Source organism: Prochlorococcus sp. MIT 1011 (assembly GCF_047305235.1).
Lineage (GTDB): Bacteria > Cyanobacteriota > Cyanobacteriia > PCC-6307 > Cyanobiaceae > Prochlorococcus_B.
In genome coordinates this window covers 1,147,208-1,160,096 of record NZ_CP138983.1, presented here as the reverse complement: position 1 = coordinate 1,160,096, position 12,889 = coordinate 1,147,208, and the positions used below count along the sequence as shown (strand labels likewise).

Annotated in this window: 12 protein-coding genes; 10 read left to right on the top strand and 2 right to left on the bottom strand. The window is 33.8% G+C overall.

Annotated features, from left to right (window positions below; all coding sequences use genetic code 11):
• Window positions 1-4: 4 nt before the first annotated feature.
• Together SIB75_RS07090 and SIB75_RS07085 are read right to left on the bottom strand one after the other, a co-directional pair.
• Window positions 5-1,213: a M16 family metallopeptidase gene (locus SIB75_RS07090; protein ID WP_413682599.1), complete on the bottom strand. Its 1,209-nt coding sequence runs from the start codon at window positions 1,211-1,213 to the stop codon at window positions 5-7.
• Between the two features lie 41 nt (window positions 1,214-1,254).
• Window positions 1,255-2,487 (bottom strand): M16 family metallopeptidase, encoded by a 1,233-nt coding sequence (locus tag SIB75_RS07085; RefSeq protein ID WP_413682598.1) that lies wholly within the window; start codon window positions 2,485-2,487, stop codon window positions 1,255-1,257.
• A 368-nt stretch (window positions 2,488-2,855) separates the two neighbouring features.
• Between SIB75_RS07085 and SIB75_RS07080 the strand changes: the two genes are divergently transcribed.
• The 10 genes from SIB75_RS07080 to recG all read left to right on the top strand — a co-directional run bounded on the left by SIB75_RS07080 (window position 2,856) and on the right by recG (window position 12,870).
• A complete protein-coding gene (locus tag SIB75_RS07080) occupies window positions 2,856-3,581 on the top strand; it encodes a phycocyanobilin:ferredoxin oxidoreductase (protein ID WP_413682597.1) in 726 nt (241 codons plus the stop codon).
• A 53-nt stretch (window positions 3,582-3,634) separates the two neighbouring features.
• The gene (locus SIB75_RS07075) at window positions 3,635-4,492 is read left to right on the top strand and encodes an efflux RND transporter periplasmic adaptor subunit (protein WP_413682596.1); all 858 of its coding nucleotides are present in this window, start codon (window positions 3,635-3,637) and stop codon (window positions 4,490-4,492) included.
• Entirely contained in the window at window positions 4,492-5,667 is a 1,176-nt protein-coding gene (gene devC / locus SIB75_RS07070) for an ABC transporter permease DevC (protein ID WP_413682595.1), read from the top strand. The genes SIB75_RS07075 and devC overlap by 1 nt, the downstream gene beginning before the upstream one ends.
• Before the next feature lie 32 nt (window positions 5,668-5,699).
• Window positions 5,700-6,392, top strand: coding sequence for a DevA family ABC transporter ATP-binding protein (locus SIB75_RS07065; RefSeq protein WP_413682594.1), 693 nt, complete (start codon window positions 5,700-5,702; stop codon window positions 6,390-6,392).
• A gap of 37 nt (window positions 6,393-6,429) precedes the next feature.
• Window positions 6,430-6,585, top strand: coding sequence for a hypothetical protein (locus SIB75_RS07060; RefSeq protein ID WP_011293689.1), 156 nt, complete (start codon window positions 6,430-6,432; stop codon window positions 6,583-6,585).
• 91 nt (window positions 6,586-6,676) lie between these two features.
• A complete protein-coding gene (locus SIB75_RS07055; RefSeq protein ID WP_413682593.1) occupies window positions 6,677-7,609 on the top strand; it encodes a glycosyltransferase family 2 protein in 933 nt (310 codons plus the stop codon).
• Window positions 7,610-7,747: 138 nt separating this feature from the next.
• On the top strand, window positions 7,748-8,440 hold the full coding sequence (gene rpsB / locus SIB75_RS07050) for a 30S ribosomal protein S2 (protein WP_413390230.1): 693 nt from the start codon (window positions 7,748-7,750) through the stop codon (window positions 8,438-8,440).
• A gap of 58 nt (window positions 8,441-8,498) precedes the next feature.
• Window positions 8,499-9,155, top strand: coding sequence for a translation elongation factor Ts (tsf, locus tag SIB75_RS07045; RefSeq protein WP_413682592.1), 657 nt, complete (start codon window positions 8,499-8,501; stop codon window positions 9,153-9,155).
• Window positions 9,156-9,157: 2 nt separating this feature from the next.
• Window positions 9,158-10,357, top strand: coding sequence for an adenylate cyclase (locus SIB75_RS07040; protein WP_413682591.1), 1,200 nt, complete (start codon window positions 9,158-9,160; stop codon window positions 10,355-10,357).
• The gene (recG, locus tag SIB75_RS07035) at window positions 10,330-12,870 is read left to right on the top strand and encodes an ATP-dependent DNA helicase RecG (protein WP_413682590.1); all 2,541 of its coding nucleotides are present in this window, start codon (window positions 10,330-10,332) and stop codon (window positions 12,868-12,870) included. The genes SIB75_RS07040 and recG overlap by 28 nt, the downstream gene beginning before the upstream one ends.
• Window positions 12,871-12,889: the final 19 nt, after the last annotated feature.

The following is a 12,889-nucleotide window of genomic DNA, read 5'->3' as shown; positions in this document are numbered from 1 at the left end:
TTTATTAAATTTCCCAGTCTTTGCTGATTTTCCGAATAACTTCTTTGCTGCTACATACGCTTAGCAATGGCTCTCTTAAATATTTATTTGCGGCATCCTTTATTTCCTTACTAGTTATACTTTCAAGTCTTAGTAGTATTTCTTTATCGTGATCCTTTTTTAGACCAATTCCTAAAAGATGAGCTTTATGCTCAGCTCTTTGACTGATACTCTGCAATGAATGGGCCATTTGACCCCTATATTTTGTCTTTACAAGATTTAATTCTTCAGGAGATATTTCAATATTTATTATTTTTTCCCAACACTCTTTTAGTAATTGAAGAGTAATAATTGCTTTCTCTTCAGTTGTAGAAGCGTGCATGATAAATGGTATTTGATTTTCTCTAATAGGATGATAAACACCTGCTTCATAAACTAATCCATATTTTTCTCTGAGAACCTTAAATAATAAACTTGACATTCCGTAACCTAAATAACATGATAATAATCTAAGCAGAATATCTGATTTGTTGTCATATCTAATTGTTGTTTTACCTAGTAAAAGAATTACTTGTTTTGTGTTTAATGAACATGTACAAAGACTAGCTTGTGGTTTAGAAATAATGTCAAATTTATTATTATTTTTATATAGTTGACTTTTATTAGTGAAATCTTTACTGATACATTTAAATGCGTTTGTATTTTCTATATAATTTATTACATCACTTGGAAATTTTCCTGAAATTACTAAGTTTTTTTTTCTATGAATTAATGAACTTGCAATTGGCAATATATGTTCTTTATTGATTTTACTTATATCATCGATTGATCCTAGTGGATCATGTCCATATGGTCCATCAAGGTATGCCATTTTTCTCCAACCATCAAAAGCTAATTGATATGTACTCTCTTTTTGTCTTTTAATGGCTTTTATCGTTAGATCTTTTTCTAATTCAATCTGATCTTTTTGAAGTACAGGTTTTGTAATCATCCAACCAATTAAAGGTAGAAGCTTAAAAGCATCACTTTCGACACATTTAAGACTTATTAGAAGACCATCTTCGTATGTATCACAATTTAAGTTTGCTCCAGAACTCTCTACAATTTCAGCAATTTCCTGATTATTGTAAGGTCCACAACCTCTAAGCATTGTTGAACTTAAAAGTTGATGAATCCCTTTCTGATTTTTTGGATCATTTCTACTACCATCTTCTATCCATAGCTTTGCGGACATTATATTCTTGCTATTAAGTTTATCTAGGATTATGTTCATATTTACTTCTCAGGTAAAGCAATTAATGTAAATGCATTTTCTGGATTAAACAACGGAAAAACTAATTCATTTAAACGTGATTTTGTCCAATATGAAATTTCCTCTATTGATTTTAATACTGATTGATGTCGCCCCCATAGAGCTTGATTCCCTAATGTTGAGGCGATTTGAGTGCTCAATTCTAGACCAAAATAAATATTATTTATGACTAATCTTTTAGCACGTTCTAAATCTTCATTAGTAACTAAATCTCTATTCAATTCCTTAAGCATTTTGTTGATTTCACTTTCGACAATTTTAAGATTTTTCTTTTGGCAACTAACATCTAGAAGAATTAATCCACCCTTTTCAAGGATTTGTAAATCTATATCTATTGATTCGATAATACGTTTTTCTTCTCTTAAGGCTTTAACAATAAGACTACTTTTACCTTCGCATAAAACTGTTGCAGCAATTTCTGCCCCTAAAATCAATATCTGTTCTTTTGCAGGAGGAAGTTTCCATGCTTTTAATATTCTTGCGCTTTCAAGTCTAGGAATAGTTTCTTTTTTATAACCTTTATTAAAAGTGGTTTTGGTGTTTATATTTTTTTCTTTTGAGATTGATTTTAATTCATTCAGTTTACTATTGTTAATGATTGAAAAAATATCGTGTGGTAATTGACCTGCTATACAAAGTGTACAGTTTTTACCTACATAATGAGTTTTGTGGAATAATTTCATTTGTTCAGGACTTATACTTTTTACAGTTTTTTCATTACCCAGTATTGGTTTAGAATATCTATGAGGTGTCAAACATTCCTTTAATAATTTCATATAAATAATTTCATCTGGTTGCTCAATATTTTGTGCGATTTCTTCTAAAACTACTTCTTTCTCCATCTCAAAAGCCTCTTTCTCAAATTTAGGAAATAATAATAATTCTAATATTAAATTTAGTCCTTCTTCTATCTTTTCGGGTGGTACTAGAACGTGATAGTGCACATCATCTAGCCCCGTCGCAGCATTACTACTTCCACCAAGAGACTCAATTTTTAAATCGAATTCACCTTCTTTAAGGTTTTTACTTCCTTTAAATATCATATGCTCTAAGAAATGTGCCATCCCTTCTTCATCTTTCATTTCATAAAGACTTCCTCCTTTGCACCAAAAGTCAATACAAGTCAATGTTGATTGTTCTATGTCAGCTGCTACACAGCTAGCACCATTAGGTAATGACCAATAATTTACTTTCATTCTAAATATCTTAAAGCACACTAAATCTTTATGCTATATGAATCTATGCTGATAACATTTGTAATTTTAAAATTAGATGTATAAATCTTTAACGGTACAAGAATAATTCAGTATTTAAATGTTTTTTAGATCTATATTTTATTTTATATTTAAATTTCCCTTATTTACTTGGTTTATTATTGGAATATTATACTTTTTCTAAATAAAACCTTTTAGCCTTTTGTTCTTATTCACTTCTCTTTGCATAAAAGAAATCTCTTTTTCAGCTCTTTTTTCCCTTAATAATCATATAATACTGTGTAAGTATATTCACAAATAAACAGTTTCAATGAATCTTAGCCATTCCCATTTAGCTTGAGTTCTTAGTTTTGAAGACAGTTTTTCGCAATCAAAGTAAATTTAATCCCCTTTTGCTTGAAGCTTTCAAACTTATCAAGAATAGAATCAATTCGTTGACTGATGTTGAACCTATAAATATTGATCCAAATTCGATCAATATTTATAGCAACCTAAATAAGCAGGAATTATTTATTAATAATGAGTTTTATAAAGCTAAAGGATTTAGAAAAATCCATTTAGAAGTTGCAAAGCTTGGAAAATCATTGGAAATACTCCATTGTGTATTTTTCCCTGACCCATGCTATGAACTTCCTATATTCGGAGCTGATTTGGTTTTTAATTCAAATAATATTTCCGCCGCCATTGTTGATTTGTCACCTGTTGGAAAGCATTTGCCAGATTTCCTGATTTCTCAAATGAGATCATTAAAAGTCCCTAAGTTCAATGAACCTGGAAAGCTGCCAGAGTGGGGATTTATCTTTTCACCATATGTTTGCTTTATACGACCAGTTGATATTTTTGAAGAAAAATTATTTTTAAAACTCATTGATCAATATTTGTCACTACTATTATCCTCATTAGTTAGAGTAAGAGAAGACGAAATCAATTCGTTTAATACAATGGATAGATTTAATTATCAAAAACGATATTGCTTAAATCAAAAACGAAATGATAAGACCAGGGTTATTTTAACTAGATTTTTCGGCTCAACCTGGGCAGATGAATACATCAATAAAGTCCTATTTGAATGTTAGTTATGTTTAAATATATATCTTTTAAATTCTTATTCTTTCTCGGTGTCTCACCCTTGTGTCTGCTCTTGATTAGTGGATGCAATAATAAAGAAATTGAGGTAAATCAAAATCTGGATAATAATGAATTAGTTGACAGGATTGATGCTGTAGCTGCTTTAGGTCAATTAAATCCTCTTGGTGAAGTAAGGAAATTAGCAGCTCCAAATAGTGGAAAAGGTGGTACTCCAAGATTATCTAAATTATTAATTGGAGAGGGTGACTCTGTTTATAAGGAGCAAATCTTAGCTGTTTTTGACAATCGCCCTAAACTTGAAGCTAATTTGAAATCTGCACAAGCTAATTTAAATATATTAATGAGTGAAATCAGTATAAAAAAAAGGGAAATTAATAGATATCAAACTCTTGTTGACAAAGGAGCAGTGGCACGCATCGTTTTAGACAAGATGAAAGATGATTTGTCTATTTCTGAGACCAGAATTTTAAAGCTAAAATCTGCTATCGATGCAATTGAAGTTGATTTAGAACAAACACAATTAAAAAGTCCAATTGATGGAATTGTTCTCCAAATCTTGGTTCGTGAGGGAGAGCGGCCCAATTCGTCTGGTGTTATTAATGTTGGAGCCAACCAATTAATGGAGGCGCTTATTGAAGTTTATGAATCCGATATTGATAGAGTTCAAATTGGTCAAGCTGTTGATTTAATTAGTGAAAATGGCGGATTTGATGGGTCTTTAAGAGGTCAAGTGAGTTTGATTAGCCCACAAGTTAGGCAAAGAAGAGTACTCTCAACCGATCCGACAGGCGATGCTGATTCAAGAGTTGTTGAGGTTAGAGTCAAGCTTGATAATGCATCAGCTAAAAAGGTTTCTCATCTAACTGGAATGAAAGTCATTGCTCGCTTTCTGCCGTAGTGGAATTAAACAATTTTTTTAAAAAAAGAAAAATACCTCTTGCTTGGCTTTTACTTACAAGACAACCCTTAAGAATATTGGTGGCTATTGCAGGAATAGCATTTGCTGGGATTTTGATGTTTATGCAATTAGGTTTTAGAGATGGTTTATTTGATGCAAGTGTTACTGTTCATAAGTTATTTGACGCAGATCTGGTCTTAATTAGTCCACGCTCAAAAAGTTCAATAAGTATGAGCGGGTTTCCTCGAAGAAGATTAGTTCAAGCAATGGCTCATAGAGATGTTATTGGGACAACTTCTGTCAATTGGAATTTTTTGCTTTGGCGAAACCCTGAAAATTTATCAACAAGATCTATTCTTGCTTTAGGTTTTGAGCCAAGTAAGCCTTTATTGAGGGACTCTGATTTTGAAAGAAAGGCTAATACATTAAAAAATAAAGGTAGGGTTTTGTTTGACGATCTTTCCAGAGATGAATTTGGTCCTATATCTTTATGGTTTAAATCAGGACGATTAGTTGAAACTGAAGTAGCAGGTAAAAGAGTAAGAGTTTCTGGAATAGTTAGTTTAGGACCTTCCTTTGGCGCAGATGGGAATTTAATAACCAGCAGTGAAACATACTTAGAATTATCCCCAGGTAATCCTAAAGGAAGCATTGAAATTGGTTTAGTGAGGTTAAAAAAGGGATCTGATATCGACAAAGTTGTACGGTCTTTGAATTTGAGTTTGCCTAGTGACGTTAAGGTTATGTCTTTGAAGTCATTTATAGATTTTGAAAAGAATTATTGGAAAAGTAGTACATCGATTGGCTTCATTTTTACATTGGGAGCTGCAATGGGATTTATTGTTGGCTGTGTAATTGTTTATCAGATTCTCTACAGTGATGTAAGTGATCATTTGCCTGAATATGCAACCTTAATGGCTATGGGTTATAACCTAAGAAGCCTTTTAGGGGTTGTTGCTAGAGAAGGATTTATTTTATCGATTATGGGATATATTCCTGCTTATATTTCAGGACAAGCTTTATATGCCTTGGTTAGATCATCAACTAAATTACCTGTTGAAATGAGTTTTAGTAGAGCATCAATTATATTTTGCCTGATACTTTTTATGTGTATGGGATCAGCTTTGGCAGCCATGAAAAAACTAGCAGATGCTGATCCTGCTGAGATATTTTGATGAATAAATCAATGTTTTAATTTAAATAATTTATGAAAAATATAATTAATAAAACTTTAAATATTTCTTCGTTGAATCATTGGTATGGGCATGGAGAAATGAGAAGACATGTTCTCCAGTCTATTTCAATGGAAATTTCTCCTGGAGAGGTTGTTTTACTGACTGGACCTTCAGGATGTGGAAAAACCACTCTTTTAACTTTGATTGGAGCGCTTCGTAAAGTTCAAGATGGTGACCTTAGAGTATTTGGTAAACAACTTTTGGGAGCCAGCAGGGAAACAAGACAGAATCTTCGGAAAAATATTGGAATGATTTTTCAGGGGCATAATCTTCTCAGATGTCTTACCGCTGAACAAAACGTCCAAATGGGTGCTGACCTTTTAAATGGATTTTCATACAAGGCTCGAAGAGCTCAGTCTAGAGAATGGCTGAGAGCTGTTGGATTAGAAGACCACTTATCTAAGCTGCCGCATGATTTATCAGGTGGGCAAAAACAGCGAGTTGCAATTGCTAGAGCTCTTGCTGCTAGACCAAAATTACTATTAGCGGATGAACCAACATCTGCTTTAGATAGTTCAACTGGTAGAGAAATTGTTGATTTATTAAAAAAACTGGCTTCAGAACAATCCTGTTCAGTATTGATGGTTACTCATGATCCGAGAATATTGGATGTAGCAGATCGTCTCTTGCGAATGGAAGATGGCCAAATATTGCCCTCAGTTTAGTAAATTAGAGAGATATAAAAAAATGTAGGAACCTAGCATGTCCAAAAGGCGAAATCTTAAGAAAGAGAAGCAAGAAAGAAACCGAGCATATGCCAGGAAATTTAAGAAACGTAAGCTTCGTAATGATGGCAGGGGAGAAGGTGCAGGCAATGGTGTTACCGGCACTGCAAATAACGGTGGCGCTGCTGATTGATAAATCGATATTTAAATAAAAAAATATTCTTTTTCAATCCTTTAATTTAAAGTGTTTAAATAAAAGCTTTGATTTTATTTTTTAATTAAGAATGTTAATAAGCGTTGTTATACCTACTTACAACAGACTTCCGATACTAAAAAAGTGTCTAGATGCATTAGAAAAGCAAATTTTGAATGATAAAATTAAAAATTTCGAAATTGTAATAGTCGATGACGGATCAACAGATGAGACGGTCTCTTGGCTAAGAAATAATTTTGAGACTTATCCTCATTTAAGACTTTTTGAACAATCCCATGGAGGGCCCGCTCTAGGAAGAAATCTTGGGGTTGAAAGGTCGAGAGGGGACATAATTGTTTTTATAGATAGTGATCTAGTTGTTGATAGATATTTCCTGATTAACCATGTTGACTCCTTGTTTAAAGCATGGAAAAAGCTTGGTAATAGAAGATGTTTTACCTATGGATCTGTCATAAATACTTCTAATTTTAATTATCCCAATTCTGAACCTTTTAAACTTCAAGACTTGTCTTGGGCTTATTTCGCTACTGGAAATGTTGCTATAGATAAAAATGTTTTAGAAATATCAGGCCTTTTTGATACCTCTTTTAGGCTATATGGTTGGGAAGATTTGGAATTAGGAGAAAGACTAAGAAATATGGGAGTAAAACTTATTAAATGTCCAAAAGCTATAGGCTATCATTGGCATCCGGCATTAGCGCTTGATCAAATCCCTCATTTAATTCGAATTGAAAAAGAGAGAGCAAAGATGGGGTTAGTTTTTTATCGGAAGCATCCAACTTGGAGAGTAAAATTTATTATTCAATACACTTTCTTTCATCGTTGCCTATGGGAATTTTTAACTTTTGGTGGACTCATTAATATAAAGACAATAAGACCTCTCTTGGCTTTTTTAATCAAAAATGGTCAACAAGGCGCGGCTATGGAATTGTTAAGACTTCCTCTAAATTTGATTGGTGTGAGACAAATTTTTAGAGAAGCATCATTATTAGGACTTCGATGAGCGATTGTTTGTTAGATTGGTAAAGCAAACTTAAAACCGCACACCTGACTGTTTCGGGTGATAAATAAGTTTTGATTTATTAATCATCATTTAATTTATCCCTGTTGGGTGGAGGCGAACCCGGAACCCACAAAAAACATGGCTGTAGTTTCTCTCTCAGAGATGATGGAAGCTGGTGCTCACTTTGGGCATCAGACAAGAAGATGGAACCCCAAGATGTCCCGTTACATCTATTCTGCTCGTAATGGGGTTCATATTATTGATTTAGTCAAAACCGCTGTTTGTATGAACAGTGCTTATAAATGGACTAGAGGAGCTGCAAGAAGCGGTAAAAGATTCCTTTTTGTAGGAACTAAAAAACAAGCTTCCGAAGTCGTTGCTCAAGAAGCTATTAGATGTGGAGCGTCCTACGTCAATCAAAGATGGTTGGGAGGAATGCTTACTAATTGGACAACAATGAAGGCAAGAATTGATCGACTAAAAGATCTTGAAAGGATGGAATCTAGTGGTGCTATTGCAATGCGCCCCAAGAAGGAGGGAGCTGTTTTACGTAGAGAGCTAGAACGATTACAGAAATATCTAGGCGGACTAAAGGGAATGAGACGTCTCCCTGATGTTGTCGTCTTGGTTGATCAAAGGCGTGAGACAAATGCTGTTCTTGAGGCTAGGAAGCTAGACATTCCATTGGTATCAATGCTTGATACCAATTGCGATCCAGATCTTTGTGAAATTCCTATACCATGCAATGATGATGCTGTTCGATCTGTTCAACTAGTTTTGGGTAGATTAGCTGATGCTATCAATGAAGGAAGACATGGCACTAATGAGTAGATAGCTTAACTATCCTCTAAATCATTATCTAAATTATTTCTCACTACCCCTAAATAAAATGCCGGAGATAACAGCAAAACTCGTTAAGGAATTGCGAGATAAAACATCAGCAGGAATGATGGACTGCAAAAAAGCCCTTGTTGAAAACAAGGGTGATATGGAAAAGTCTATTGAGTGGTTAAGACAAAAGGGTATCGCTAGTGCTGAAAAGAAATCAGGTAGAGTTGCTGCTGAGGGAGCGGTTGGTAGCTATATACATACAGGCTCTCGTGTCGGTGTCCTTCTAGAATTGAATTGTGAGACTGACTTTGTCGCTAGAGGTGACTTGTTCCAGGGCCTTTTGAGAGATCTTTCAATGCAAGTGGCAGCTTGTCCAAGTGTTGAATATGTAAGTGTTGATCAGATTCCAGATACTATTGCTAGCAAGGAGAAGGACATTGAGATGGGAAGAGATGACCTCTCAGGTAAGCCTGATCAAATAAAAGCTAAAATTGTTGAAGGAAGAATAGGAAAGAGATTAAAAGAGATGGCTCTCTTAGAACAACCATTCATAAAAGATAGTTCAATAAATGTTGAAGAACTTGTAAAGCAAGTCGCTGGTAAAACTGGAGAGAATATAAAGGTTCGCAGATTTACTAGATATACTCTTGGAGAGGGGATTGAGGTTCAAGGACCTGATTTCGCTGAAGAGGTCGCATCAATGACCTCGGATTAATTTTGTCTAAAAATAAGTATTTATCGGATTCTAATTTTGATCCTTTAGATCAAATAAGTTTACTAAAGAAGAAATGTAATAATATATCACCTCATTTATATAGGGTTACGTCTATTTATCTTGAGGAACTGAGAAATTTTCTACCTCAAACGATCAGAACATCATTATTCTCTCTCATCACTGATAGAGATGGTGATGATTTTGGCTTCTCAACAGTTAATTCAAGAAAGATATTTCAGTTGAAAATTGACAAGTTAGTTTCAGATGATATCTCTCTTATAACAATTGAGCATTTAAATGAGTTGGCTAGGAAAATTGATGAAGAAAATATTCGTCATTTGAATAATGCTAAAGATGAAATGTCAAATGCACTTAATTTGAAAAATGATTCTGAAAAATCAGACTCATTTAGTAAAGCTAATTCAATTAATATAAGTTTAACTCCGCCATTGGAAAACTTATCAATTACTGAGGGATGGAATGGAGAATTAACAGCTCCATATTCAATCGAAAATATAGAAACTTATATGAAAAGTACAAAATCTGAAAGTGAATCTTTAATTAAGAATAAAAATAATGAGTATGAGAAATTAAAAGATGATGATAAGAACACCGAAACCTTTAATTTAAAAAGTAAAGATATTGAAGTTTTGCAGTCAATATTTGCATTGACTGATGAATCTAATCGAATTGACTTGGATTCAAAGAGAGAGGAGTCCTCTCATGAGTCTCCTTCTTTTGAAGGCCTAACAAGCAATAGACTTTTACCACAATCACCAATTGGATTATACGAGTGGATTATTTCTATAGATTCAGCTTTGGTTCAAAGATTGCGTGATTTATCAGATTCCATTAATACTGAGCTTTTAAAATCAGGCTTGGTAAATACTCTTGTTCCAATTAATATCTTAGATGCTGCTTTGGCAGGTCAACTAATTTCTTCTAAATCAATATCAAATATTCTTACTTTTAAATTACCAACCAATAATCCATTAGCACCTGGAGGATTAGATATTGATTGCCTGCTAATTACTCCCTCGGATATGGAATTTGATAATCCAAGACTTAGAAAAAAAAGAGCTGACATTAAACATTTTCAAAATATACTTTTAGGTATGATTAAACAACAACGCTATTGGCAAGGTCGCTCATTAGCAGAAGAGGTTAATAAAGAATGGTGGAAGGACACAAGCAAAATATAAGCAGTAATGATTCAATAGCTACTCCTGATAGTAAATCAGGTGAACTAATAACATGGGTTAGATCTTTACAACAAGCATTAACAGTTGAAGTTAATCACGGGTTTACTAATATTCAAGGTAGAACTAATAAATTTTCATTTTTTGTAAGTGGATATTTGTTAACCTGTCCTTCAATAGCTCTTCCTAAGACTGATTTTTCTAAATTAAAGGAATTAGCCTTGAAGTATGAAAATTATCCTACTATGTCTATGGATAGTAGACGTAGACTGATAGTTCAGACACGACAGGCCCTTCATGGTCTTTATAAATATCAAGAAAGTAATGATAGAAAAGACCCAAACGAATTAAAAATAAGAAGAAAGTATGAGTCTATTGGATTTAGCAGAAGTTCTTCCGTAGATTTATTAAGTTTGCGAAGTTCGATTTCAGCTGTTAAGGGTGTTGGACCAAAACAAGCTGAGAGATTGTCTACACTGGGCCTTTTTTTAATTCGTGATCTCATAAAGTATTTCCCTCGTGATTATGTTGATTACACTTCTTTGAAAACTATAGATAAAACACAAGCAGGTCAGAATGTAACGATCGTCGCGAAAATAAGACGATGTAGTTCATTTAAAAGTCCTAAAAATCCAAATCTTTCTATTCTTGAATTGTTTTTAAAAGATAGGACTGGAGGAATTAAAGTTACAAGATTTTTTGCAGGTAGTCGTGGTAGGAGTATTGCCTATGTAAAATCTCAACAAAGTTTATATGCTGTTGGTGCGACTGTTGCGGTAAGTGGGTTAGTTAAAGAAAGTAGATATGGCAAATCATTAAACGATCCCTTGATAGAAATTATCGATAGTCCTAATAGTTATTTGAAATCTAGAACTATTGGTCAGATATTCCCTGTTTATTCTTTAACAGAAGGTATTACTGCCGATAAATTTAGAGATCTAATACAATCGATTCTTTATTTGACGTCTGAGATAAATGATCCACTCCCTCAAGTCACATTAAATAGACTAGATCTCCCTACTAAGAAGGAAGCTTTTTTTCATATTCATAATCCTGAGGATTCAAAAACTTTGGCTAGAGCAAAAAGAAGAATTGTATTCGATGAATTTTTACTATTGCAACTTAGTCTTCTTTTAAGACGCGATTTACATAAGAAAAGTGATTCCCCTAAATTAAGTATCGAGCCAAGTATTGATAGCCTAGTTGGAAAATTCTTAAGCATTCTTCCTTTCTCTCTGACAGATGCTCAAAAAAGAGTTTTAAAGGAAATTGAATCAGATATAGTCAAAGCTGAACCAATGTCTAGATTATTACAAGGTGATGTTGGTAGCGGAAAAACTGTTATTGCTATTTCAGCACTACTTACTGCAGTTCAATCAGGATGGCAGGGTGCTTTTATGGCACCAACTGAGGTACTTGCTACACAACATTATCAAACACTCAGTAAATGGATTCCACAGCTTGAGTTGAATGTAGATCTGTTAACAGGTTCTACACCCAAGTCTCGTCGTAAACAAATTCTAACTGATTTAGCAAATGGCTCTACAAAAATTCTTGTGGGAACTCATGCATTGTTTGAAGATCCAGTTGTCTTTGAGCGACTTGGACTTGTAGTTGTAGATGAGCAACATCGTTTTGGTGTTAAGCAGAGGAACAAGCTTTTGAACAAAGGATTACAACCCCACTTGCTAACGATGACTGCTACACCCATACCTAGAACCTTGGCGCTTACTTTGCATGGTGATCTAGATGTTAGTCAATTAGATGAGCTTCCACCTGGCCGAACTCCTATCAATACTCAGCTGATATCACCAAAAGATAAAACTTATGCATATGATTTAATCAGAAGTGAAATTAATAAAGGACATCAAATTTATGTTGTTCTACCTTTAATTGAAGAATCTGAAAAACTTGAACTTAGTGCAGCTATTGACGTACATCATCAGTTGTCTACTGAAGTTTTTTCAGATTTTACTGTTGAATTACTTCATGGCAAAATGAAGAGCTTAGAAAAACAAGAAGTTATTAAGAATTTTCTCAATAAAAAAAGCGATATACTTGTCTCTACCACAGTTATAGAAGTTGGTGTTGATGTTCCAAATGCCAGTGTGATGCTAATAGAGGATTCTGATCGTTTTGGTCTTGCTCAATTGCATCAATTAAGGGGACGAGTGGGAAGGGGAGCCTCCAAGTCTTACTGTCTCCTAAGTCATCAGAATAAAAATAAATTATCTCGACAAAGATTGGAAGTTTTGGTGAATTCTAATGATGGTTTTGAAATTTCTGAAATTGATTTGCGTTTTCGTGGCCCTGGACAAGTTTTAGGTACAAAACAATCAGGCTTACCTGATTTTGCTCTAGCATCATTAGCTAATGATGCTGACGTACTTGAACTTGCAAGGAATGAGGCTCGAAATATTTTAGATTCCGATCCTATGCTTACAAATAACTCACAGCTTCGTTTGCTCATAAAAGAACAGTGGGAGAAACTTAAAATTGGTAATAAATTAAATTAATTTTTTATTATTTATCAGT

What these genes read in the sequence shown, in the direction of transcription:
- SIB75_RS07090 (WP_413682599.1), bottom strand. Translation starts at nt 1,213, where the DNA reads ATGTCCGCAAAGCTATGGATAGAAGATGGTAGTAGAAATGATCCAAAA.
- SIB75_RS07085 (WP_413682598.1), bottom strand. Translation starts at nt 2,487, where the DNA reads ATGAAAGTAAATTATTGGTCATTACCTAATGGTGCTAGCTGTGTAGCA.
- SIB75_RS07065 (WP_413682594.1), top strand. Translation starts at nt 5,700, where the DNA reads ATGAAAAATATAATTAATAAAACTTTAAATATTTCTTCGTTGAATCAT.
- SIB75_RS07060 (WP_011293689.1), top strand. Translation starts at nt 6,430, where the DNA reads ATGTCCAAAAGGCGAAATCTTAAGAAAGAGAAGCAAGAAAGAAACCGA.
- SIB75_RS07055 (WP_413682593.1), top strand. Translation starts at nt 6,677, where the DNA reads ATGTTAATAAGCGTTGTTATACCTACTTACAACAGACTTCCGATACTA.
- rpsB (WP_413390230.1), top strand. Translation starts at nt 7,748, where the DNA reads ATGGCTGTAGTTTCTCTCTCAGAGATGATGGAAGCTGGTGCTCACTTT.
- tsf (WP_413682592.1), top strand. Translation starts at nt 8,499, where the DNA reads ATGCCGGAGATAACAGCAAAACTCGTTAAGGAATTGCGAGATAAAACA.
- recG (WP_413682590.1), top strand. Translation starts at nt 10,330, where the DNA reads ATGGTGGAAGGACACAAGCAAAATATAAGCAGTAATGATTCAATAGCT.